Origin of the sequence: Domibacillus sp. A3M-37 (genome assembly GCF_024213455.1) — a bacterium.
GTDB lineage: Bacteria > Bacillota > Bacilli > Bacillales > Domibacillaceae > Domibacillus > Domibacillus tundrae.
In genome coordinates, this window is sequence record NZ_JANAVL010000022.1 from 1 (window position 1) to 21,768 (window position 21,768).

The following is a 21,768-nucleotide window of genomic DNA, read 5'->3' on the forward strand; positions in this document are numbered from 1 at the left end:
CCTTTTCCTTTATTATATCAGCCTAACAATAAAAAAACCGTTCACCAGCTTCACGTAAGAACCTAAAAAATGCTGTTCATGGCAGGATGTTTTTTGAATACGCTGCGTTTTACATGGAGTGGCGGATGGGTTAGGCTAATTGCCCAGAAAAGCTTGTTGCTCTGGTATTTCCAAGAAAATCTGTCCGCAAAGGCTCCATGTCAAGCAACAAAATTAGAATGAATAAATTATATTAATAACGAATAAATATACTGATATTTAGTGCATCAGTTAAATGCCAAATACAGTGAAAAGTGAATGTTTTAGATGATACTGTTTTTTATCAGGAAAAGCAGTGACGATTTCTTGAATCTCCGTACATTCCCTTAACTAGTGCATAGGATAATTTTATAAACTGTGAAGGGATTGAGGAAAATGTACTATGTTCCTTATATGTATCCATATCAATATCCTTATTATGTTAATGCACCAATGTATAACGATGGAAGACGGTCTGTTAACTGGAATTTTCCTAATGAGATAGAGCAGGCAAACCGATTTGATTCTTCCCGATCTTCTAAAGATAATGCAAGTACTTTGTTAACAGATTATGGGCCAAAACCATTTGTCGTTAATATTAATGAAGCCACGAAGCAAAACAATACGTATCGTACTGCCTTATGGACAGGAGCACATCTACAAGTTACTTTAATGAGTCTCAATGTTGGCGAAGATATCGGTTTGGAAATGCATCCTGACGTTGATCAATTCTTACGTATTGAACAAGGCCAGGGGATTGTTCAAATGGGCAAGAGTAAAGATAATTTAAACTTTGAAAGAAATGTCTACGATGATTCTGCAATAATGATACCTGCTGGAACATGGCATAATCTTACCAACACAGGTAATATTCCGCTAAAACTTTACTCGATATATGCTCCTCCTAACCATCCATTTGGTACTGTTCATGTTACCAAAGCAGATGCATTGGCTTCGGAAGAAGGCTACGGCCATGGAAAAGGAAATACAGTTATTTTTGGCAGGACTCCAGATGAATGGATAAAGCATACGGAATTTTTGGTGAAAGAAGGATTAGAGGATGTTAAAAGAGGAATAAATTCTACACACATTCTTCAAGAATTTATTCTAATGGGAATACTTGTAGGGAAAGGGTATTCTCCTGAAAGAGCATATGAAACAGTAGAAGAATGGGAACGTACAGGAGAATCCAAACTTCTTCAGCAAAGCAAAAATATGTAGAAATAGAGCAAAAGCATATAGTTAAGAGAAAAATGTTAAACCCACAATCGGGTGCTTTTCTTTATTAAGTGAAACTAAAGAATATTATTAATTTCACCATTAAGCAGAACAAGGGAACTCCTATTTATGGATTTCCCTTGTTCTGCTTAATGGTGATTCATAAAATACATAAACCACACTGCATGATTCTGTTCATCAAGCGCTGCTTCTCGAAATTGCTCGTTTATGGTTATCTTTTTAGAAAAAGAAAGTGGATATTTATGTTAAGGTAGATAAGAGATTGTGAAAAGGCATACTTAAAGTAACGGGCAGGTTAGTTGAAGATGAAACGATTAAATTAAAAGCAGAGTTCATTCTCTGCTTTTAATTTATTTTTCATTTTCTGAGTTAGTAGGATACTCAGTAAAATGTATTGCCAATTGAGTGTCAAATTGTATGCTCAATTTTTGATATTGCGATAGGGACAAAACGGCTGGTGTTTCAGGAGTCTCCTCAATAAGCAGTCTTTACCTCTACTAGTATTGCTTCAAGGATATTCCCGTCGAGACAACTCGTAGGCTATTCTTGAAGTAACGCTTGTCTCTCAAGGCTCTCCCCTGAATCTACTTTTACCGCAGGTGCTTCGTACCTTCCGTTACAATCATCATTAGTAAAAATCAACACAATCCTTTTAACAATTCCAAATTATTTAATCTATCCAAGCTTAATCCTCAACGCTTCTTTCAGGAGTTAATGCACTTATTAGCCCAATGGTATTTGGTGGTATGCTAGCAATCAGAAACAACCAGTTGCTGGTAATAATTGATAAGATTGTAAATACAATAAGTGAAACTGCCACAATGGAAATTCCGAATTTAACTCTAGAGGGTTTCAAAAGCTCTGTCATATTCATATTTATAGACAAAATCACGCCTGTAATACCCCAGCTCGCCATATGAACAATCATAATTACTCCCAGAACCATTGCGGCTCTTAGTTCAATGCCGAATGCTACCAGAGAAAATAGAACATAGATTGCAGCAAGGGTGAAGAACCAAGAAATTGATCGAGCCTTTTGCCAAATATGCTCATGTAGTTCATCCAAACCACGCTGCTTTTTGGCCATACGTCGGCCAAACCACCAGCCTAATATACCAAATACAGCTCCTCCATATAATCCTATCAACCCACCTATTTGTACTCCCATTATTCCTCTCCCCTTTCTCCCAATATAAAGACCTCTTCAATTATGCAATCGAATGCCTTCGAAATATTGTATGCCAGTTCGAGTGATGGATTATATTTTCCAGATTCGATGGCAATAATCGATTGTCTCGAGACGCCTACCTGTTTTGCTAAATCCTCTTGCGTCATCTTCTTAGCTTTGCGCAGATCTTTGATCCGGTTTCTCATCGTTTACTTACCTCCGATCAATTTTGTAAAGCTAGCTTTACAATCGGTTGTAAGTAAAGTTTAATTTACATTTTATGTAATGTCAAGGGTGATTTACATTTTTTATTATAAGATCAATTAAAAATAATACGGGATTGATATTTGAAGAAAAAGAAGACTCATTCTCACAAAAGAGTAAACATACTATAGGGAGGTGGATATGGATAACATTAAATCCTAGGAAACAAAGGTTTTGTGAAGAAATGCACTTAAAGTAACGAGTGCGTTAATGGAAAAGCGAAACATGAAGTTCGTTCCGAAAGCAACAAAATGTCTATTTTGTTGTATTTACAACACTCCCTTTTTTAGAATCGGGGGTGTTTTTTTGCTGCTTATATTAAATGGTGCAGGTTTTGGCAGTACTGCAAGGTGCTATATACAAGTAGTGGGTTTAGAGGTATATTTTACTAATAAAACAACAAGGTGATCATAATGAAATATACCGGAAGAATAATAACAGCAACGTTAGTCTTTATCATTAACTGTTCATATATAAGCTATTACTTTGTAGTAAAGGGACATGTAGAAATCATTGAAAAAATAGGATTGCCGGTAATGGTTTCTATTGCCTGGTGGTTTGGCAAACAGTATGATAGAGCCAAGTTTTTTTCTGAAAAGGACCCTTTAACTGAAGTTTATAACAGACGGTTTGTTTATAAATCATTCTCTAAAATGGCCAGTAAATCAAAAAAGGGTAATAGCAAGATCAACATCTTGCTTATAGACATAAATAACTTCAAGAAGATAAATGATACGTATGGTCATGAAGAGGGAGATGCCGTTTTAAAAGCAGTATCTAATACTCTTCTTGCCAATCAAAATAAATCAGAAATCATTGCAAGATGGGGTGGAGATGAGTTTGTCATTGTATCCCGATCTGATGTTTATAAAGATCAAGCAAAGATCATTGAAAAAATTGAATGTGCAGTAACAAAAGAATTGGGAAAATGTCCGGAAATTACGCCTGATTTAGGTATAGCAATAGGAGTGGCTGTATATCCAGACGAAGCAAGAACGCTAAATGAATTAATCAGTATTGCTGACAGTCACATGTATAAAGTAAAACGGAAGAATCAGAAGCCAAAAACATTGATCTAACAGCCGGTATATACTAAAAATGAAGGAATAAAAAGCGGGGATGAATGCAACATAAATGATATTATGTTACATTTGAAAAAGACTCCGGCTTCCTTTGCAGCTGGAGTCTTTAACGTACAATAGGGACAAACAGATGGATAATATAAATCCAACACAAAAAGAATTTTATGGTAAAATTTACATATGAAGTATCTTTGGGAATTTTGAATTTGGGGGATAAGTATGTCACCAAACGCAGTTATAACTTGCTTTTTAATGGTGCTGCCCGTCGTAATCCTTTCTATCGTTGCATTGTTTTTTCCGAAGAAGAGAATCGTTTTTTTATCGCTAGCCCTTTTTGTTAGTACAGCAGAAATCATAATTTTAATCTGGGAAAAAGATAATGAAAAGTTAACGGTAATGGAAAATATTATTGCAGTAGAATCACATTTACAAGAGAGGTATCCAGGTGAAGAATGGTTTATTAGAAGACGGGAAGGGGTTTTTCTCGATCATGGAGGGATTGAAGTAATATTCCTTAATGAACTAGATAGAGGGTATTACTATACTGTGGAGGGTGATCAAGTAAGACAAAGTGGAGGGTTTTTTAAAGAGGGTGCTGACAGGGACGAGAAGCACGCTGAAGAAGGACCCTAATCATGTAACCAAGAAAATAAAAACAGAATGCAACATAGAGTATTATGTTGCATTCGGAAACCAATAGAAAAACAGGCGTCATTCCTTTATGTACAAGGGAATGGCGCCTGTTTTCATATAACTCCCATTCTCTCAATGAAACATATTGAATCACTATGTTTTATTTAATGAAATATATTGCATCTTTAAAAAGTTGGATTTATATGCAGGAATATTTGTTCTTATGATGAATATAATAACTATAAGAACGTTTGTTCTCGTTGAAAGGAGTGATGTTGGTATGAGAAAGTTATACCCAGATCGAGGGATGATGAAATGGCAAGGTTTGATCCTGTCCGAGCATGCTGAAATGATGCATGCTGAAAAAAACAAGGTTATAAGAAGAGAAATTCTGTTTGATGAACAGCAAAAGGAAGAGTTTAACCGGATAGTCCATCTTTCTATCCACTTTAAAAAAGAGGCCGTCATTGAACTGAATACGTTTGGTGATGATGACCCGCTGAAAGTGAGCGGGGTCGTATCAGAGTTCAGCTGCCTTCCCGGTCAGAAGCCGTATATGAAGATGGATGGCTTCAGCTCAAGGCTTTGGATTGATGATACGGTTTCTATTGCGCTTGCTGAAGGTGAAGAATATGGAGACACCGATTGAAAACGATGAGCTGCCACACCGCGATGTGCTTTGCATTGACGTAAAATCCTTTTTTGCCAGTGTGGAAGCAGTAAGAAGGCGGATTCATCCGCTTTATGCTTACATTATTGTCATCGCCAATAGGGGGCGGCCTGGGTCGGTTGTGCTGGCCGCTTCCCCCCGCGTGAAAAAAGAATTTGGCATCAAAACAGGATCCCGGAACTTTGAAATCCCAAATGATCCGCGGCTGATGGTAGTCGAACCCTCTATGGCGCTGTACCTTAAGGTGAATCAGATGGTCATGAATATCTTCCGCCGCTTTGTGACAGATGAGGACCTGCACATCTACTCGATTGATGAAGCATTTTTAGATGTGACCGCTTCCCGCCGGCTTTTTGGGGATAAGCATACCATCGCCAAAATGATTCAGCGTACGATCTGGCGCGAGCTTCGGCTGGTGGTGACGATTGGCATCGGAGACAATCCCCTTCTTGCCAAGCTGGCGCTTGATAATGAAGGGAAAAATGCGCGGGACGGCATCGCCTGCTGGACCTATGAGGATGTGCCGGAAAAGGTCTGGTCGATCCACCCGATAACAGACATGTGGGGCATTTCATCCGGCTATGCCCGATCGCTTTGCAACATTGGAATTGAATCAGTAAGGGATCTCGCGCATGCGGACAAATGGAAGCTGGAGAAGAAATATGGCATCGTTGGGTTGCAGATGTACTATCATGCCTGGGGAATCGATTACAGCGTTCTTTCTGATAAAGTGGGGCCCCGTGAAAAGTCTTATTCAAAAGGGCAGATCTTAATGAGGGATTACTACCATGAAGAGGAAATTATCATCGTCATCAAGGAAATGACAGAAGATGTGGCGAGCCGCCTACGCCGGCACGGTGTTGCTGCATCAGGTATTGCGCTTGGCATTTCCTACACACAGGATATTGAAGACAGGGGATTCAAGCACCAGGTCCTGCTGCCGCGGAGCACCAATGCAACAGCAGAACTCGCCGGCCATTTCACAAGTCTTTTTAAAAAGTACTGGATGCAGCAGCCGGTAAGGCAGATCCACGTTGTGTGCAGCAAGATTCAGCCCGCAGGTCACGAGCAGATGGACCTTTTCACCCCGCCGGAGCTAGATGAGCGCCGGCACATTCTCGATAAAACCATTGATGAGATACGTGACCGGTTCGGCAAAGATGCCATTTTCCGAGCGTATAGTTTAATGAAAGGCGGAACCTACCTGCAGCGGGCCGGGCATGTAGGCGGGCACAAAGGGAATTCGAATTAATTTCTTATTCCTGCAGCTGCAGGAGTGAAAAATGGCGTATGAGTTGTAATCATGCACGGTGGCTTACGTCTATTTTGTTTGTTAATCAAATTCCCTAAAATGGATGGTTAACACTCATTCAGCAAACTTGTGCGGCTTGTTTCCAGCAGGTATGCACACAGGTTCAGAACCTGTGTGCAAAGCTTCTTTCAAACGTCGCCTACATTCTATTCTAGGCTGTCCTATGACTTGTCGCTCCCAAACCAGTTGAAAAACCGTTTCTTTTTCACTACAGCTTTCCTGGCTTCCTGCGAGGCTTTCAGTGATTCCAGCAATAACTGATCCCGCTTATTGAGCGATTCTTTGATGTAATGCTGCTGATCATCTAATTTCATCACTAATGCCTGATTGAATTGCTCCTGCCGTTCCAGCCGCTCCAAAATGGTATCTAAATCCTTCCTCATATCATCCGATGAATTTTCTTCCATTGGCTCGGGTTCCATTTTCAGTTCACCCGTGGCAAAGTAATATTCAATCTGCTTGATCGAATAGTTTTGGTCCCGGCTCAGCTGGCGGATCAGCATGAGCCTTTCCAGTGCGGGCTTATCAAAGTAGTTGTAGCCGTTATCTCCCTGCACAGTAGGGATGTAGGTTTTTAACTCTCTCAGCCAGTTGCGCACAACACCCGGGCTTTCATTTACATACTTAGCCGCTTCTTTCACCGTTAAGCGCATTTCCTTAAGATTTTCACTTAGGTTTTCAGCACGTTGACCTTGCGTTTGATTTGCGATTTTAATCATCCTTTCAAGCTAAGTTTCAACGTATGTTCCTTACAAAAAGCTTAATATGACGCTATTCTAAAGGTGTGTGACAGGTTTCGATAAGGTTTCCAAGTATGTTGTTCACTTATGTTTTAAGTTCGGTGAATAGAAACAAATGTCCTTTGACTAAATTTGTCGTCTATTTATGAGTTTTAACTAACACAAGAGTTAATGCAGAAGAACAGCCACTGTATTAAGTGCCTTTCTTTCTAACAACGCTGTGTATTAGTACACTTTTACGCAAAATTCGTTATGAGAACCAAACACTTTCTTGACAGACTGATAAAGCTCTAAAGAATGAAGTAGCCAATCTAATGTAGTTGCTTCATTTTTTTCTGATGAATGGGATTTTAAGTAAGCAATGCGTTAGAAATTCATTCTCTATAATTTCGCTTATGTTAATTCTTCTTGAGTGCAAACAGAGACACGTGTCTAATTGCACTCCTATTTAAGAATGGATTTCCTTAGTACTCTCAGCTTGTTATTTAACTTCTATTGTTTGTTTTTGAGAAGCTTTGAAAGCTAATAAAATACATTGAATTTAAAAAAAGAGTGAGAAGAGCATAAGGAAAACGTGTCCCTACTTTCCGTGTGGAACTAGGCAGAGCCTAGTGTTTTCATGGGTACACGAAATTTTGATTTTGTCACACAGCATGACACTTAAAAAAGCCTTTTTGTCATTCAGTGTGACACCTAAAAACGCTTATTTGTTACTGAACATGACAATTCAATGCTTGCAGTAGTAGATGCAAAGGATTTAAAAAAAGGCAACAGTAATATTTGGCTGCTGCCTTTTTTGATTTATATTAATCCGATTCATAGATAAAAATCCTGTAATTATTTTTTGTTTAGAATCCTCCTTTATCAATATCTCTTCCGTGATTGGGGCTTCTGTTCTGCCGAGATATTTACCATTACGGGGATCGATCATAATAAATCTCCAAGTACTTACCAAGTGCTTGGCCTCTAATTGCTAAAAAATGTTTTTTGAATCTCTTAAAAGCCGAAAATGATAACCCTGGGAGGAAATATCCTCTTTTGGATTAGGTTTTAAATGAGGTGGGTTGCCAATTGTTAAAATATTACAATGGATTTCCGTATACAATACCGATATTATAAGGTTGGATAAATTGAAAAAATAGTATCAAAGTGCGTGCATAATATGGGGGAATATTTAGAATGTTAGACTTTTTAGCTTTGGGTAGTTTAGCTTGTACGGTAATTTTCTTAGTAATTGCTATTGTATCTCTTTTTAAAAAGAAAGGTAAGAAAGCACTTAAACAGTTTGGATTCATGATGGCTTCTTTTGTTTTATTTGTGATATTTGTGATGAATACTGAAACTGGTGAAGAGCCTGTTGATGCAACAACCCAGGAAGCCCCTGCCAAACCAGAGGAAACAATACACTTAAAATTTGAGAATGCAGCTTACGATAAGGAAAGGGATATTGTTACTGTAAATGCCAGTACAAATATAGTAGATGGGACAACAATCGGTCTAAGCATCACTAACGAAAGTACAGAGAAAATGTATGGAGGAAACGCACCAATACAAGAAGGAAAAGTAAGTATTGAAGTTGGAGAGTATGAATTTATTGAAAATGGAAATTATAATATAGAAGCTTCTGTTACTGTGGATGAAGCAAATAATCTAGAGTTTCCAAAGCGATATGGGAATTATCAGAAGATCCGAAGTAAAGTTAAGGTGGAAAATGGAGAAATAGTGCCTTCTTTTTATAATAATACTGAATACAATATTGACTTTCTTAATCTTGGAAGCATAGAAATAACAAATGCCTATACAAAAGAAGAAGTAGTTAAAAAAGAAGAAGAACGTGAGAAACAATTAGAAGTAGAGAAAAAGCAAAGTGCTAAAGAAATTCGTTTTGCAGAGTTAAACAAGAACCCGGAAAAATACTCTGGTGAATTTGTAAAATATCAAGGTGAGATTCTGCAAATTATGGAAGATGGAAACTCTACTGTAATTAGGCTTGCAGTGACCAAGGATTCATTTGGTTATGATATCAATGACGTTTTATACATTACATATGATGGGACTACTCCATTTGTGGATGAAGATGTGGTAACTGTATATGGGAATATAATGGGGTCCTATACGTATGAATCGCAAGCAGGATACCAAATAACATTACCTCACATTGAAGCGGAATTTATAGACTAATAAAATACGTTACCCAAGGGAGTAGTCACATGGCTGCTCCCTTCCACTTTGCTCTATTAAGCTTTTAATAAAAAACAGTCAGCAATTTCTGCTGGCTATTTCAAATTTTAGACAAAGATTTAACTTATGGACTGTTTGGTTACCCAGCTTTCTAATTATGTGTAAGATTGTTATTTGACCTTCTATTAAGATTCAGGATTTATTTATCGCAATAAACGGCTAATGAATTAGGTTGTTTTTTCTTTGCTGCTTCTCCTAAAATAACAAAAAGCTTCCGTTATAATCGGAAGCCTAGTTCTTCGTAAATTACTGCAGCCACTTCTTCTTCAAAGTTGGTGGCAGCATATCTCATTTCTTGCGTTTTAGACATAATACCATAAGCTTTTCCTAAGTCACCTCCGGCAATTTTCCATAAGTAGTTATGATCTTGAACGATATTATCAAAGCGACCTTCTTTCCAAGCGGTGAGAATGGTAAGAAGCTCTTGTTTTAAAGCGATATCAGTTCCGTCAACGATATCGTATACCTCTTGAATTGTAGATTTGGTCATTGGTATTGCGCCCCATTTATCATCTGCAATCACTTTTTGATGAGTCATTTTGTGCATAACTACAATAATACGTTCTTGGTCAGCGCCAGAATCTAATCCAGTTACATTCATTACTCCTTCAATTTTCAAGTCAGGATCAGTTTTGACGTTTCTTGCTACTTCTTTTTGGGCAGAAGTGTCAGTGTCTGTAGATGAACCAAGAACAAATACTCCGGCAAATACCATAGCACTAAATATTAAGCCAATAACAGAATACCCGATTATCTTTCTATTTTTCATGCTGATTGCCCCCTCTTTCTCTTCAATTATAACATTTATCCTCCGGTCCCTTTATCTTCTATTTTGTTATAAATTTTCTTTAGGATGCCTGCGGGAGCTGAAACAACCTGTCCTCTCCTGATCACTTTCACACCAAGCTCAGTAACCTCTTCTTCCGTTAAGCCCTCTTTCACTTCTCCATCATATGAATCTGAATAGCGGAATGTAGCTGGTTTCTTTGAATAGTCCTTTCTTATACTGGCAGCAACCGGTTGCATAGCCTACCTCCTTTTAATCAAGAAAAACAAAGTCCTTCTTATCCTTTTCAATTAGCGAGTCAATTCTCTCTGTTAAGTCTTCAAAGAAAACGTCTTCTGCTGTTTCTATCACCTTTAGGTTTGGCCCATGAATGCGAAACACCTCTATATCATATAGGTCTTTTCCATTCAGTGTGATTTTAACACGAACGCCACGCTGATATAACGGTGTTTTGATTTTAAATTGAACACCATTTTTAACTGCATTGAATTCATTTGCGCCCCATGCTGGAAGCGCCCACTTATCCAAAGCTCTGATTTGATCAAGAATCGTATTGGCTATTTGGATATGATAAGCTGCACATGATGACATAAAAAATGCCGGGTTTTTTGAATATATCCTAATCGACTGATGCTCGTACTGACTCATTCTATGAACCAGTAGAGCGAATTGACTTCTTGTTATTGAAAGATCAGTTTTTTCGGAACGGCGGAGCAAATGACATAAGTTAGTTTGTTGGTATTTGGAAAATAAACTAAAGAAAAAAGAGCGACTGGATAAGGTCGCTCTTCTTTCTAATGAGATATTTAAGAATTTAGGAATTCCATCGGTTTTTTATCGTAGTACAGGTGCATTCTATGAATCATCAAAGCGAATTGGCCTCTTGTTAAAGGCTCGGTTGTACCAAAGCGGTTGTTCGATTTCCCTTGAATAACGCCACGTTCTACAAGGAAGTTTACAGCTTCTACGTAGCGGCCTGTTACATCTGTAAATTTGGTTGATGTGCTATTTTCAGAAGTGCCTTCAAGTGTCTCCGTTCCAAATGCTCTGTAAAAAATAACAGCTGCTTCGCCTCGCGTGATAATGTCCGTAGCTCCAAAGTACACATCCGACTTACCATATACAATTCCATGATGTTTAAGAATTGCCACAGCTTGAGTTGCACGAGCCGGTACATCTTTAAAATTTGTCTTAGGAGCAGTGTGACCATCAAGCTCCAAGTATTTAGCCAGCAGCACAGCAGCATCCACTCTTTTGATTGGTTGCTCTACTCCCAAATGAGTTTGATAACCCATAGCAATATAATTATCTACGAGGAAGTTTACAGCCTCTTCGTAAATTGTCCCATTACTATCAACGAAATCTGCGGATGCTGGTGAAACCGACGACGTGAAAATGGTTCCCGCTGCTAATGCCGCAGCTAAAACACTAAATGATTTTTTCATGATCATTTTCTCCCTATTGTGTAATTTGTTAGGTTATATTATAACAAACTAACAATCCCTCAGCTTCCTGTTTTTTGTTTAGCAGTTTTCTTAATCGTTAAGTGTGTTTCCTACAGGTTTTCAGCTGAGTTTTTGGTACGTTGATCTTTCGTTTGATTCACTATTTCCATCATCCTTTCAAGTTACGTTTCAACGTATGTTCCTGATAAAAAGCCTAATATAGCGCTCTTCTAAAGGTATGCGGCGAGTTTCAATGAGGTTTCCAAGTATGTTGTTCACTTAATTGTTAAGTTTGGTGAGCGAAGGTTAATGTACCTTGACTGAATTTATCGTCTAATTGAAGAGTTAAAACGTTAATTCATATAATTTCTTCAACTTTCATTCGAAGAAACGCAAAAGGGCAAAAGGATCAAGTAGTTTGGTTCAGAGAATCTATAGAGAAATCAGAGTAAGCCATGATATAAGGACATAAAAAAGCTTCGGAATATCCGCAGCAAAAGAGAAAGGGATCTAACGAGTGGTGAGGTGTCTTCGTCGCCATATTTAGCCGTTATCCGCTTTAGATAAGATTAAACACTGATGCGTCTGGTCGTTCCCGCGGAATCGAATTTCATTGTGTCCCCGGCTTTCCTATTTTTCTGCTTATAATTCCAAGAAAAAATTAAGTTCGACTGCTTTCGACAAAAACAGCAAACAAGTATTGGTAATATTGTCTTAAAAAGAAAAGAGTGAAGCATTATGGCTTATTTGGCATGTGTCTGTGGTGAGATGATGAAAGGAATTCAAATCAGCCGTCATGTTCTTGAATCCGGAGAGTATCGCCGAGTTGAATATCCAATAGCTAGTGGATTAACGACTTACGTTTGGAAGAAAGCAGAAGGATGGATGAAAACAAAGTCAGATGCCGTTTACTGTGAAAAGTGCCACTCAGAAATTGATATCGCTCCTCAAGAGGAAGTGGTGATTGCAGATGTACGTATACCAGGGGTTCATTCGAAAGAATTCAAAAGTGTAAATATCACCACAAAATTAAAAGAACTTTCCGAAAAAGAAGAAGCAAATATTTATGTTCATCGCATGGAAGCAAAAGAGCCTGTTTATGGCCAGTTAGATCAGGAGCTGCCGGATGAGCTTGAGCATGTATTGTCGAATATGGGCATTGCACAGCTCTATAGCCATCAGGCAGAGACGTATAACGAAGTCAGAAAAGGGAATCACGTTGTTTTGGTTACCCAAACGGCTTCGGGAAAAACGTTATCCTATAATTTACCTGTTTTGCAAGGATTAATAGAAAACTCGCAAGCCCATGCTTTGTATTTATTTCCAACAAAAGCATTAGCGGATGACCAGCTTGACCAGCTTTTTAGATGGAATCGAGGAGAAAATAGTCAGCAAGGTGATGAATGGTATGAGCGTTCAATCAACATCGCAGGTCAAGATATTTCATACGGACGATTTGATGGTGACACACCTTTAGGTTCAAGAAGAAGGCTTATGGAATCGGGTCGGATTTTGTTTTCAAATCCAGATATATTGCATTTTACGCTACTAAAGAGTCCCGAAATGAAAACCTATTTTAGTAAGTTGAAATATGTTGTAATCGACGAAATGCATTTATATAGAGGTGCATTTGGTACGCACGTATCTATGGTGTTACGCCGTCTTCGTTCAATTTGCGCGGAACTCGGCAATTCTCATATTCAGTTTATCTTATGCTCCGCGACGATCAATAAACCAGAACAGTTGGCTGCTTCTTTAACAGGTCTTTCATCCTTTAGCGTTATTGATAACGACGGGTCACACAGGCAGGAGCGCAGCCTTATTTTTTGGAATCCCGGTTTCACGAAAGATACAGGTCTTAGAAAAGCACCATTAACTGATGCTCTAGCCATCGCCGAAAATGTACTTGTACAAAATCAGCGTGTTGTTCGTTCGATCATATTTCAAGGCTCACGACTTCAAGGGAAAGTAGCTGACCGCTACATGAAAGATGTATTACGGAAAAAATTAAAGCTGAAAAAAGAAAAAGTACAGGGGTTGCGTCTAACCGCTTTTTATAATGGCATGATGGCACCTGAAGAGAGAAAACAAGTAATTGCGGCAATTAAGGAAAGTGAAGTACATATTGTTCTTTCTACAAATGCATTAGAAGTAGGAATAGACCTTGGAGAGTTGAGTTTTGCCCTTATCGTCGGCTATCCAGGAAGCAAAGCGGCATTTTCGCAGCAAATTGGGAGGGTTGGGCGGAATGGTGAAGGAGTTTCCGTTATGATCTTTGAAGACGAACCACTCCAGCAATACTATATGAACAATCCAACTCATTTTCTTGAAAAGGCACCGGAGGTCGTCCGGATTGATCCAGAAAACCGACTATTACTTAGTCTGCACCTTGCATATTTGCAAGAGGATTTAGGCAGAGAGATTAACGAACAGGATGTGGCTCTTTTTACAAAAGAAAAAATCGATCTTCCTGAAAAGCAGGAAGAGCCGCTTGAAAGGTGCAGTCTGAGATCTGTTGGTGGACCGCAATACACCGTTATTTCTAATAAGCGAAATGAAGTCATTGTTGAATCCGTAGACGAATGGATCGCTCATCGTGATTTTCATGAAGGTGCGATTTTTTGGAATACCAACAGCAAAGCCTTTCGCATGGATTCGATCAACAAAAAAACAAATGAAGTCATCGCGATTCCACTCTCTGGAGAAGCAGAATACTATACGCAATCAGTTCATATGGACACGATTCAGATTAACGATGAAAATCAAGTTCTTTCTGTCGATGAAGCTGCGGAGTTAGTGGATGGAAACTTAAAAATTAAACGCTCAGTCGTCTCATTTCTAAAAAATTACTTTCATTCCCGTGTTTCTGAGCCTGTATCGCTTTTGTATCCGCTTGTTTCTTCGTTTGAAACAGAAGGAGTTTGGCTGCTGCTAAAGAACAAAACTATTGAGAAAGTAAGAGAAGTACTCACTGAAGGTACAGAAAAGCACTTAGATGGAGCGATTCGAGCAGCAGAGCATGCAATTTTATCGGTTATTCCGGACACGGTCATTTGTGATGCGAGGGATATTTCCGCTTTTTCTTCTTTTGCCATGTCAGGCTTTGACAACCAGCCGGTAATTGGTTTTTATGGGGGAGAATCCGGAGGTATGGGCATTACACAGGCTGTTAAAGAACATTTGGAGAGAATCATCAGAAGTGCTCACTTGCTTGTATCAAACTGCTCATGTAAAGGAGGGTGCCCTTCCTGCATCCAGTATCCTGGAAAAGACAATACAGGACTTTCAAAAAAGGGAGCAGAGGCACTTCTTCTATCACTCGAGATCTCCTTCCAAAGCATTGATAAGGCGGTGTTAGTATGCCGCTGATTTGTCCATCTTGCCAAGAAAGGAATCACTTGGCCCAGCATTTTGTACACGTCAGCAGGCATCTTCGTGGCCAGGTCTTTACGCGCAGCATTTTACAGGCAACGAATGGACTTCATCCTGAAGTGTGGAAGGAAGATCAGACTAATCTTGAGGATGGAATCTACTGTCAGGAATGTATAATGCCTATTATAGCTGGTTACGTGACAAAACCAGAAAATGAGAAAATAAAAGACAGGCGGATCGACTTGTGGAGTGCGTCAGCCTTTCCGCTTGACCAAGTGACAGATCTTTTTATGAAAACGGCTGAGAAAACAGGTGCTTCTGTAGCTATATATAAGCAGCCCAAAAGAACAGCAGTTTTTGGCCAGTTGGATAGGCCCCTGCCCGATATTTTGGCTGAAAAGTTAATGGAAAAGGGCATAAACAAGCTATACATTCATCAAACAGAAGCGATCAACCGCATAAGAGAAGGAAAAAATACAGTTATTGTTACGGGCACAGCGTCAGGGAAATCGCTCGTCTACACAATTCCGATACTGGAGTCGCTCCTTGAAGATTCAAATGAAACGGCACTTTATTTGTCACCACTAAAAGCACTGACAAGGGACCAGCTTGAGACGCTTTCTCGGTGGTCCGATCGGCCTGCTAAAGATCAGTTTGGCTTTCAGTCTGTTTATGTCGGCGAAAATGTTATCAATGCAGGAGTACTCGAAGGTGGAAGTGGTGACGCTGTACGCAGCCTCACATATGAGCAGGCGAGATACTGGATGACAAATGTTCATTATCTTCACTATATGCTTAGAGGTCCTTTTCATTTTCCGAAAAACAGTAACCGGATGCGAAGATATTTTCAAAACTTGCGCTATGTCGTATTAGACGAGCTTCACAGTTACAACGGCGTGCTTGGCTCAAAGGTAGCGATGCTTATTCGGCGGCTACGCCTTTTATGCCGTGAGCTTGGCAATGATCGTCTTCAATTTATTTCCTGCTCTGCTTCCATTGGCAACCCGAAAGAGTTGGCAGAAGAAATAACCGGTATGAAACATGAAAAGGGCTTTGAACTCATTAATCAAGACGGCAGTCCTACTCATGAAAAGCATATCTTGCTTTGGAACCCAGGTAAGTTGCATAGCCAGTCAGCTGATCGAACAAGACGCGCGCCGGTGAGCGATATGATTGAGCTGTATCGGAATATGATTGAAGGATATGGGACCTTGCCAAAATCAATTGTCTTTATGAAAAATCGTCGGGCAGCTGCCTCGGAAAGCTTTAATTTAAACCGCGCAGTCCGACCGGCGTTGCAGGAGTCAGTTAGAAATACAGATCTTCCAGAGGAGCTATTCTCGCCATTTCATGCCCAAGTAGCAGGACCGCTAAAAGAAAGACTTATGAATCAGCTGAAAAGCAATGAACTTGCCGGCCTTGTTGCGACCTCTGCTTTGGAGATGGGCATTGATATTGGTGACTTAAGCGTCTGCCTAATGATCGGATATGCCGGCAGCAAAGCAAGCTTTTTGCAACAGGCAGGCCGTGTCGGCAGAAGTGGACCTGGTCTCGTTGTTCAACTGTTCCAAGAAGATCCATTAGAGCAATATTACGCGACACATCCAGACGAATTTATGGAACGGAAGCCAGAGTACGTCACGATTGACAGCCAAAATGCCAAAATGACCGCAGAGCATAGCATATATGCGGCAAACGAATGCGGCGGCAAGCTGAAAAGTCCGCATGCCTTTTTTAAAATTTCAAAAGCGCGCCAAGAGACATCTTTTCAAAAGTATATGACCGAAATGAAAAGAGGCGTCTGGTCTATTACAACACCTGTGGAATCCTATGAGCCACTAATAGCTGGCGGCAAAATTTATCAAGTTGTGCACAAATCAGGTATGAATGCAGATGTCTTATACGAAGGAGTGGACGAGCGTTCAAGGCTGAGAGACTACCATACAGATGCTGTATTTTTGCATAATCAGCGGCTATATCGGGTTCACCGTATCTTGTACAAAAAAGGCGTCATTGAAGCCCGCCCTGTTGCAGCCGACTATATTACCCGCAGTCACATTCAAGATACTGTCTCGGTTACAAATGAAAAAGGTACAACCGAACAGAGCGGTGTAATCGTATCATACGGCGACCTGGATATTACTGTCCGGTTATGGGGCTATAAAAAAGTAAAAATACTAGGCGGTGCAGTTATAGAAGATGTGCAGGAAACAACAGAATACCCTGTTAAATACAGCACTGAGGGCCTTTGGATTCAATTCGTGCCGCAGATAATAAATGTAATGAATGAACGGGGCTTGCATGTTATTGAACATGCGATGGCCGCCGCCATCCCTTCGTTGATCAAATGTGCACAGGGAGACTTTGCGATGACATCTTCTGTTTCCCTAAAAGACTTCTCTTTCCGTCCGACGATTATTCTGTACGAAACAGCTGGCGGAGGAGCTGGAATAGCAGGGTTGGTACAAGAACGGCTCGCTGAACTCTTCCAGAAAGCACTCGCCATTTTAAGCGCCTGCTCTTGTAAGGACGGCTGCCCGAACTGCACGCACCTTTCCAGCTGCGACCGCGGGAACGAAGGCCTTGATAAGAGAAATGGGATGGAGGTGCTGGAACGGTTAATAGAAGAAATACAAAAATAAGAAATTTTGTCCTGTTAGAGACGAATGTACTTACAGTACTATAGATGTCTTCATATTGTTAAGGGATTTTGATAGATACCAGGATGTGAGGGATCGTAAAATGCCTTTTGCATCTTTCTTAAGTTATAATTACTTAATTAACATTCTGAAAATAGAAAAAGAGCGGCCTGTTAGCCGCCCTTATTTTCTTGTAACAACCTTACTGGTTTTCACTCTTGCAGGATAGTTTTTCATTTACAGCTTCAGCAATAATATCATTAGTTCTTGGACTCATATAGATGCCTGTCATGTCGTCAAGCAAACCACTGTTACCAAGCGAATAATCAGTTGCACTGCCAGCTTTTTTAACATAGAATAATGCTATTTTTCCGATCCTGTGAGGTAAAAGCAAAATCGAATTTAAATTATTAATTCTGGATAATTATAAAGAGGCATAGAATACAATTCCTATGCCTCTTCAATGTCTCCTCGTCTCCTCTTTAATGCAGTTTAATCTTAAGAGTTAGATAGGAGGGCAAAAAATGAAGAGGGGACTTCTTGCTGCACTTTCCTAGATAAAAGCTCGGGATATTCCAATTCAAGAAAATTGGTCATAGCACGTTCAAAGCGGGAACGAAGCACTTCCGATTCAAGTGAATATGTGAAGAACCGATTGGAAAATTTTTTTCTAAACATCTCTTTTTCTAGATTCCATGTTTGATGTAAATCCATGTTGATAGTAGCCGAAATAGCGCGCTTCATGATAAGCGGAACGTTTTTTTCTCCAATTAACTGGGCTTGACTAGCAACAACGAACAGATGTTCTAAGTTGGGTAATTGTTTAGTCGATTTGATAAAAAAATCCACATCTTCTTTTTTATTTAAAAACCCGTTTGATTGGCACATATAAACCATGGCATCCATGGACTTAATCAATCGTTTAGCGTGTTCGGTATCTCCTTTTACTTCTGTTCCATATCCCGGTGAATCTAATAAATCACATGTTTTTAAAATAGGGGCATCGACGAAAATTAACGTATGATGTGCCTTGGACAAAATCTCCCCTTTATAGTCGCGACTGATATGATTTCTCGTTATCTCAAGTTTCCCACTATCGATTTTCAGTTTCTTACAGTATTCTTCATCTAGAAGAAGGTCGTAATCAAGTCTTCCTTCCGACGGCTCTTGTAAAACCATTACTTCATCTGAACCCATCCATTTTGGCTTGTCTGCCACGTGTTTTAGGTGCACAACAGAGGAAGTCAAAGGTGTCCACCTAGAGACTAAAACTTTTTGTCCGCATAAGGAGTTAATAAGAGTACTCTTCCCTGCATCCGAAGGTCCAAAGAAAGCGATTTTTGGTTTTTTAAAAATCTCTGTTGCCCGCTCTAACGATTTTTTCATCTGCGAGAGCCTTTCATCCCATTTAGAGTAAGAGTCCTTAACATCTAATAATAAGATCTCTTGTGGCTTAAACTGAATAATGTCATCTATGGAATAACCACTAAGTTGAGAGAGCTGAACAAGGAAAGAGAGATCAATAAGTCCCGGGTTTTGCTCTAGAAATTCTAATTTATCAGTTGAAATGTTAAGCCTGTATGCCAGTTCTTCTTTAGAAATTCGAAGTCTCTCGTCCCTAAATTGCTCCAGTGATAACATGCTGCTGATCTCTCCTTGGGATAGCCTTTACGAAGTTTTGTAACTCTTTATATAGATATATTTTCGCTTCGATTTCTTCAGGATTTGTCATATCTAGCGTCTGTTTAAGCTCCGTCAAGTGATTGAGATAATCTTTCTCAACAGTTGAAATTACACTGTCCAGTTCTTTTTGAGTACCATTCCAGAAATCGTTTATTTTTCTTTGATAGGATTCAAGCACCTTATCTTTCTGAAACTGTTTTAAAACTAATTCAGCCAGGTCTTTCTTCCAGTTTCCAAATAACTTTTTAACGAGGAAGAAAACCCCTGCAGCTAAGGCGATCCCGATAGTAATAGGTCCTCCAATTGCAGCCACAAAAGAAGCTGCTGTCGCAGTACCACCCACCGAAATGCCGAGTGCAGACAGGATACTTACTCCTTTAGCCAGCAGAATGTAGCCGCCTAAATTGCCCATAGTCGCTGCAGCAGCGCCTAATCCGCCCAAAACTCCGGCAGATGCTAACCCTCCGGCAATTGACCCTTTGATGTCAAAAGGTAATTTAGAGTGGCCTCTTTCTATTTTTGAAAGATCTTCAAGATTGGTCTGAAGCTTCTCGTAGAATTTCTCTGCTTCAGGCTTGAACCGCGATAATGAATCCTTTAAAACTTCTGTCAGCTTAGCATAATAAAGATCACTTACATTGGAAGCAAGTAGCTTTTTTGCTTGCTCCTGGCTGTATCTTTTTTCTTCGATTAATCGGATAACCCGATCTATCGTTACAGATTGATCTTCCCAACTTTTTATCTTCGCACGGTCTTCTCTAATATAAAGATCTATAATTTGGGATAACCGCTCTTTTTCCCGTTGGTTACTTTTAAAAAATGACTCTTTTCCTTCATAGAGCCGTTGATACTGGGCTTCAGTTTCCTTTCGGTTATCACGAGTGTCGATATAGACCTGTTCTTTGGATTTAAACATTCCAACTACTTGCTCTTGGAACTGATCAACAGCCTGTTGAAACATAAAATCCTTTTGTTTAGGAAACACCTTCTCAAGAAGGTTTAACAGGGACTGCTCGAACTCTAAGCGCAGTGATTCTTCTTCCGTAGCATATGAAAAAAATCTAGGCTTCAAGTAGGTTAAAAAATCCTGCTTACTTAAATTGAAGTTAGATTTGATTACTTCTTCAGAGAGTTGATTTGCAATACCCGTGTATCCTCTCTCGTAAATATTTGATAGAGAAGATTTACCTCCTACTGCTTTCGCCTGCGATGCTACGACAAAAATATTTGATAGTAAGGGGGCTTCTTTTATGTAGTCAATTCTTCCAAGCTGTTGAATTACCGTTTTAATGAATATCAAATCGTCTTCTTTGTTGAAAAAAGCATTAGATTGACAGAGGAAAACGACGGCATCAGCTTTCCCGATAGCGCGTTGAGCCAGAAGAGTATCTTTTTGCGTGTCGGTTCCAAAACCAGGTAAATCAATAATATCGCAAGCTTTTAAAATGGAAGCATCTAGATATACTACGGCTGAATCCACGTTAGGATATTTCTTAAGGCTTTCACGGTTAGTGTATTCTCTAAGGATATCAATAGATCCTCCATCTAGTTTATGGTTAAAGCAATATTCTTTGTCGTCATAGCGATCCGGCTCCCAGCCCTGACTCGTAGAATCAGCTTTGAATACCCAAACTTCGTCCACTCCCATCCAAGCCGGTTTATCGGAGATGTGCTTTAGATACACTGTAGCTGAAGTTGTAGGCGTCCATTGTGAGAGGAGAACTTCTCGTCCCATTAAACTATTAATCATAGTGCTTTTTCCTGCATCAGAGGGACCTAAAATCGCCACTTTAGGCTTGGCACTTTCCAGACGAACACCGTTATAGTATTTAGAAAAATAGCTTTGTTCTGATTGTGGGAGGTGACGAATTACTTCCGTTTTTGTTTCGATGAAATTGTCTATTTCTTTCTTTTGACTTTTGAGGTTTTGATAGACATCGTCCACCTCAAGACCAACTGGTTTCTTTTGAAATAATTCAGTCATCTCTATCCCTAGTTTTTGGGAAAGATTAAATAGAATTTCCATTGTAATTTTATCTGGATTATTCTCGAAAAAAACTATCTGCTCTCTGTCCATGGCTACAACATTTACAAATTCCTCCATTCCCATCTTTAAATGCTGCTCACGGAAATACTTTAAATCCAGCATGCTCTTCTCTCCCTCTCTTTTCTTGTTTATGATTATCCGTTTCACTGGAGAGTCCGCCACTTATGTATCTGTTTATTCCAACGGCTCTCTATACTGCCAGTCTCTTTGAAGGCTTACCTCTCTCAGCACATAAAATCAATGAAAAGTTTTTGGCTTTTAATTAATAATTTTTAGTTCTTTGAGACTAGGTTTTTATACTTGTAAGTTTATATCAAAATTCGAAATTTTTCCATAACATTTGGCTTAAGAGGATGGTAAATAGGATACAAAAATTTATTGGAACGCTGCTGATTCAAGCTAATTGTTAATATAAAAACTTAAAGGCT

At 39.4% G+C, this 21,768-nt stretch carries 18 protein-coding genes; 8 read left to right on the plus strand and 10 right to left on the minus strand.

Annotation, left to right across the window (positions count from 1 at the left end):
- Positions 1 to 414 precede the first annotated feature (414 nt).
- Positions 415 to 1,239 carry a cupin domain-containing protein gene (locus NLX67_RS19660; protein ID WP_254313112.1) on the plus strand — a complete coding sequence of 275 codons (825 nt, stop codon included), beginning with the start codon at positions 415 to 417 and terminating at the stop codon, positions 1,237 to 1,239.
- A gap of 703 nt (positions 1,240 to 1,942) precedes the next feature.
- On the opposite strand, the gene NLX67_RS19665 is transcribed toward NLX67_RS19660, so the two are convergent.
- Positions 1,943 to 2,425, minus strand: a complete 483-nt coding sequence (locus NLX67_RS19665) for a hypothetical protein (protein WP_254313114.1) — start codon at positions 2,423 to 2,425, stop codon at positions 1,943 to 1,945.
- Positions 2,425 to 2,631 (minus strand): helix-turn-helix transcriptional regulator, encoded by a 207-nt coding sequence (locus NLX67_RS19670; protein WP_254313115.1) that lies wholly within the window; start codon positions 2,629 to 2,631, stop codon positions 2,425 to 2,427. Before NLX67_RS19670 ends, NLX67_RS19665 begins: the two co-directional genes overlap by 1 nt.
- Before the next feature lie 471 nt (positions 2,632 to 3,102).
- On the opposite strand from NLX67_RS19670, the gene NLX67_RS19675 reads away from it, so the two are divergent.
- From NLX67_RS19675 to NLX67_RS19690, 4 genes are all read left to right on the plus strand, one after another.
- Positions 3,103 to 3,768: a GGDEF domain-containing protein gene (locus tag NLX67_RS19675; protein WP_254313116.1), complete on the plus strand. Its 666-nt coding sequence runs from the start codon at positions 3,103 to 3,105 to the stop codon at positions 3,766 to 3,768.
- 222 nt (positions 3,769 to 3,990) lie between these two features.
- Positions 3,991 to 4,404, plus strand: a complete 414-nt coding sequence (locus tag NLX67_RS19680; RefSeq protein ID WP_254313118.1) for a hypothetical protein — start codon at positions 3,991 to 3,993, stop codon at positions 4,402 to 4,404.
- 280 nt (positions 4,405 to 4,684) lie between these two features.
- Positions 4,685 to 5,053 carry a YolD-like family protein gene (locus NLX67_RS19685; protein ID WP_254313120.1) on the plus strand — a complete coding sequence of 123 codons (369 nt, stop codon included), beginning with the start codon at positions 4,685 to 4,687 and terminating at the stop codon, positions 5,051 to 5,053.
- A complete protein-coding gene (locus tag NLX67_RS19690; RefSeq protein ID WP_254313122.1) occupies positions 5,037 to 6,326 on the plus strand; it encodes a Y-family DNA polymerase in 1,290 nt (429 codons plus the stop codon). The genes NLX67_RS19685 and NLX67_RS19690 overlap by 17 nt, the downstream gene beginning before the upstream one ends.
- Positions 6,327 to 6,547: 221 nt before the next feature.
- On the opposite strand, the gene NLX67_RS19695 is transcribed toward NLX67_RS19690, so the two are convergent.
- Positions 6,548 to 7,105, minus strand: a complete 558-nt coding sequence (locus NLX67_RS19695) for a MerR family transcriptional regulator (protein ID WP_254313123.1) — start codon at positions 7,103 to 7,105, stop codon at positions 6,548 to 6,550.
- Between the two features lie 778 nt (positions 7,106 to 7,883).
- Positions 7,884 to 8,057, minus strand: a complete 174-nt coding sequence (locus NLX67_RS19700) for a hypothetical protein (protein ID WP_254313124.1) — start codon at positions 8,055 to 8,057, stop codon at positions 7,884 to 7,886.
- A gap of 248 nt (positions 8,058 to 8,305) precedes the next feature.
- Between NLX67_RS19700 and NLX67_RS19705 the strand changes: the two genes are divergently transcribed.
- Entirely contained in the window at positions 8,306 to 9,307 is a 1,002-nt protein-coding gene (locus NLX67_RS19705) for a hypothetical protein (RefSeq protein ID WP_254313126.1), read from the plus strand.
- Between the two features lie 277 nt (positions 9,308 to 9,584).
- Here NLX67_RS19705 and NLX67_RS19710 read toward each other — a convergent pair whose 3' ends face one another.
- The 4 genes from NLX67_RS19710 to NLX67_RS19725 all read right to left on the minus strand — a co-directional run bounded on the left by NLX67_RS19710 (position 9,585) and on the right by NLX67_RS19725 (position 11,599).
- Positions 9,585 to 10,136, minus strand: a complete 552-nt coding sequence (locus tag NLX67_RS19710; protein ID WP_254313127.1) for a DUF6241 domain-containing protein — start codon at positions 10,134 to 10,136, stop codon at positions 9,585 to 9,587.
- A 35-nt stretch (positions 10,137 to 10,171) separates the two neighbouring features.
- A complete protein-coding gene (locus NLX67_RS19715; protein WP_254313128.1) occupies positions 10,172 to 10,393 on the minus strand; it encodes a hypothetical protein in 222 nt (73 codons plus the stop codon).
- A 13-nt stretch (positions 10,394 to 10,406) separates the two neighbouring features.
- Entirely contained in the window at positions 10,407 to 10,802 is a 396-nt protein-coding gene (locus NLX67_RS19720) for a hypothetical protein (RefSeq protein ID WP_254313129.1), read from the minus strand.
- A gap of 158 nt (positions 10,803 to 10,960) precedes the next feature.
- Positions 10,961 to 11,599, minus strand: a complete 639-nt coding sequence (locus tag NLX67_RS19725; protein WP_254313131.1) for an S-layer homology domain-containing protein — start codon at positions 11,597 to 11,599, stop codon at positions 10,961 to 10,963.
- Positions 11,600 to 12,337: 738 nt separating this feature from the next.
- Here NLX67_RS19725 and NLX67_RS19730 point away from each other — a divergent pair.
- Together NLX67_RS19730 and NLX67_RS19735 are read left to right on the plus strand one after the other, a co-directional pair.
- Complete coding sequence (locus NLX67_RS19730) at positions 12,338 to 14,968, plus strand: DEAD/DEAH box helicase (protein WP_254313133.1); 2,631 nt, start codon at positions 12,338 to 12,340, stop codon at positions 14,966 to 14,968.
- Between the two features lie 29 nt (positions 14,969 to 14,997).
- The gene (locus NLX67_RS19735; RefSeq protein WP_254313134.1) at positions 14,998 to 17,613 is read left to right on the plus strand and encodes a DEAD/DEAH box helicase; all 2,616 of its coding nucleotides are present in this window, start codon (positions 14,998 to 15,000) and stop codon (positions 17,611 to 17,613) included.
- A gap of 495 nt (positions 17,614 to 18,108) precedes the next feature.
- Here NLX67_RS19735 and NLX67_RS19740 read toward each other — a convergent pair whose 3' ends face one another.
- Both NLX67_RS19740 and NLX67_RS19745 read right to left on the minus strand, forming a co-directional pair.
- On the minus strand, positions 18,109 to 19,251 hold the full coding sequence (locus tag NLX67_RS19740) for a dynamin family protein (protein WP_254313135.1): 1,143 nt from the start codon (positions 19,249 to 19,251) through the stop codon (positions 18,109 to 18,111).
- A complete protein-coding gene (locus NLX67_RS19745; RefSeq protein ID WP_254313137.1) occupies positions 19,229 to 21,442 on the minus strand; it encodes a dynamin family protein in 2,214 nt (737 codons plus the stop codon). The genes NLX67_RS19740 and NLX67_RS19745 overlap by 23 nt, the downstream gene beginning before the upstream one ends.
- Positions 21,443 to 21,768 lie beyond the last annotated feature (326 nt).

Coding starts and splice junctions, on each gene's coding strand:
- NLX67_RS19660 (WP_254313112.1), top strand. CDS start 415: ATGTACTATGTTCCTTATATGTATCCATATCAATATCCTTATTATGTT.
- NLX67_RS19665 (WP_254313114.1), bottom strand. CDS start 2,425: ATGGGAGTACAAATAGGTGGGTTGATAGGATTATATGGAGGAGCTGTA.
- NLX67_RS19670 (WP_254313115.1), bottom strand. CDS start 2,631: ATGAGAAACCGGATCAAAGATCTGCGCAAAGCTAAGAAGATGACGCAA.
- NLX67_RS19675 (WP_254313116.1), top strand. CDS start 3,103: ATGAAATATACCGGAAGAATAATAACAGCAACGTTAGTCTTTATCATT.
- NLX67_RS19680 (WP_254313118.1), top strand. CDS start 3,991: ATGTCACCAAACGCAGTTATAACTTGCTTTTTAATGGTGCTGCCCGTC.
- NLX67_RS19685 (WP_254313120.1), top strand. CDS start 4,685: ATGAGAAAGTTATACCCAGATCGAGGGATGATGAAATGGCAAGGTTTG.
- NLX67_RS19690 (WP_254313122.1), top strand. CDS start 5,037: ATGGAGACACCGATTGAAAACGATGAGCTGCCACACCGCGATGTGCTT.
- NLX67_RS19695 (WP_254313123.1), bottom strand. CDS start 7,105: ATGATTAAAATCGCAAATCAAACGCAAGGTCAACGTGCTGAAAACCTA.
- NLX67_RS19700 (WP_254313124.1), bottom strand. CDS start 8,057: ATGATCGATCCCCGTAATGGTAAATATCTCGGCAGAACAGAAGCCCCA.
- NLX67_RS19705 (WP_254313126.1), top strand. CDS start 8,306: ATGTTAGACTTTTTAGCTTTGGGTAGTTTAGCTTGTACGGTAATTTTC.
- NLX67_RS19710 (WP_254313127.1), bottom strand. CDS start 10,136: ATGAAAAATAGAAAGATAATCGGGTATTCTGTTATTGGCTTAATATTT.
- NLX67_RS19715 (WP_254313128.1), bottom strand. CDS start 10,393: ATGCAACCGGTTGCTGCCAGTATAAGAAAGGACTATTCAAAGAAACCA.
- NLX67_RS19720 (WP_254313129.1), bottom strand. CDS start 10,802: ATGAGTCAGTACGAGCATCAGTCGATTAGGATATATTCAAAAAACCCG.
- NLX67_RS19725 (WP_254313131.1), bottom strand. CDS start 11,599: ATGAAAAAATCATTTAGTGTTTTAGCTGCGGCATTAGCAGCGGGAACC.
- NLX67_RS19730 (WP_254313133.1), top strand. CDS start 12,338: ATGGCTTATTTGGCATGTGTCTGTGGTGAGATGATGAAAGGAATTCAA.
- NLX67_RS19740 (WP_254313135.1), bottom strand. CDS start 19,251: ATGTTATCACTGGAGCAATTTAGGGACGAGAGACTTCGAATTTCTAAA.
- NLX67_RS19745 (WP_254313137.1), bottom strand. CDS start 21,442: ATGCTGGATTTAAAGTATTTCCGTGAGCAGCATTTAAAGATGGGAATG.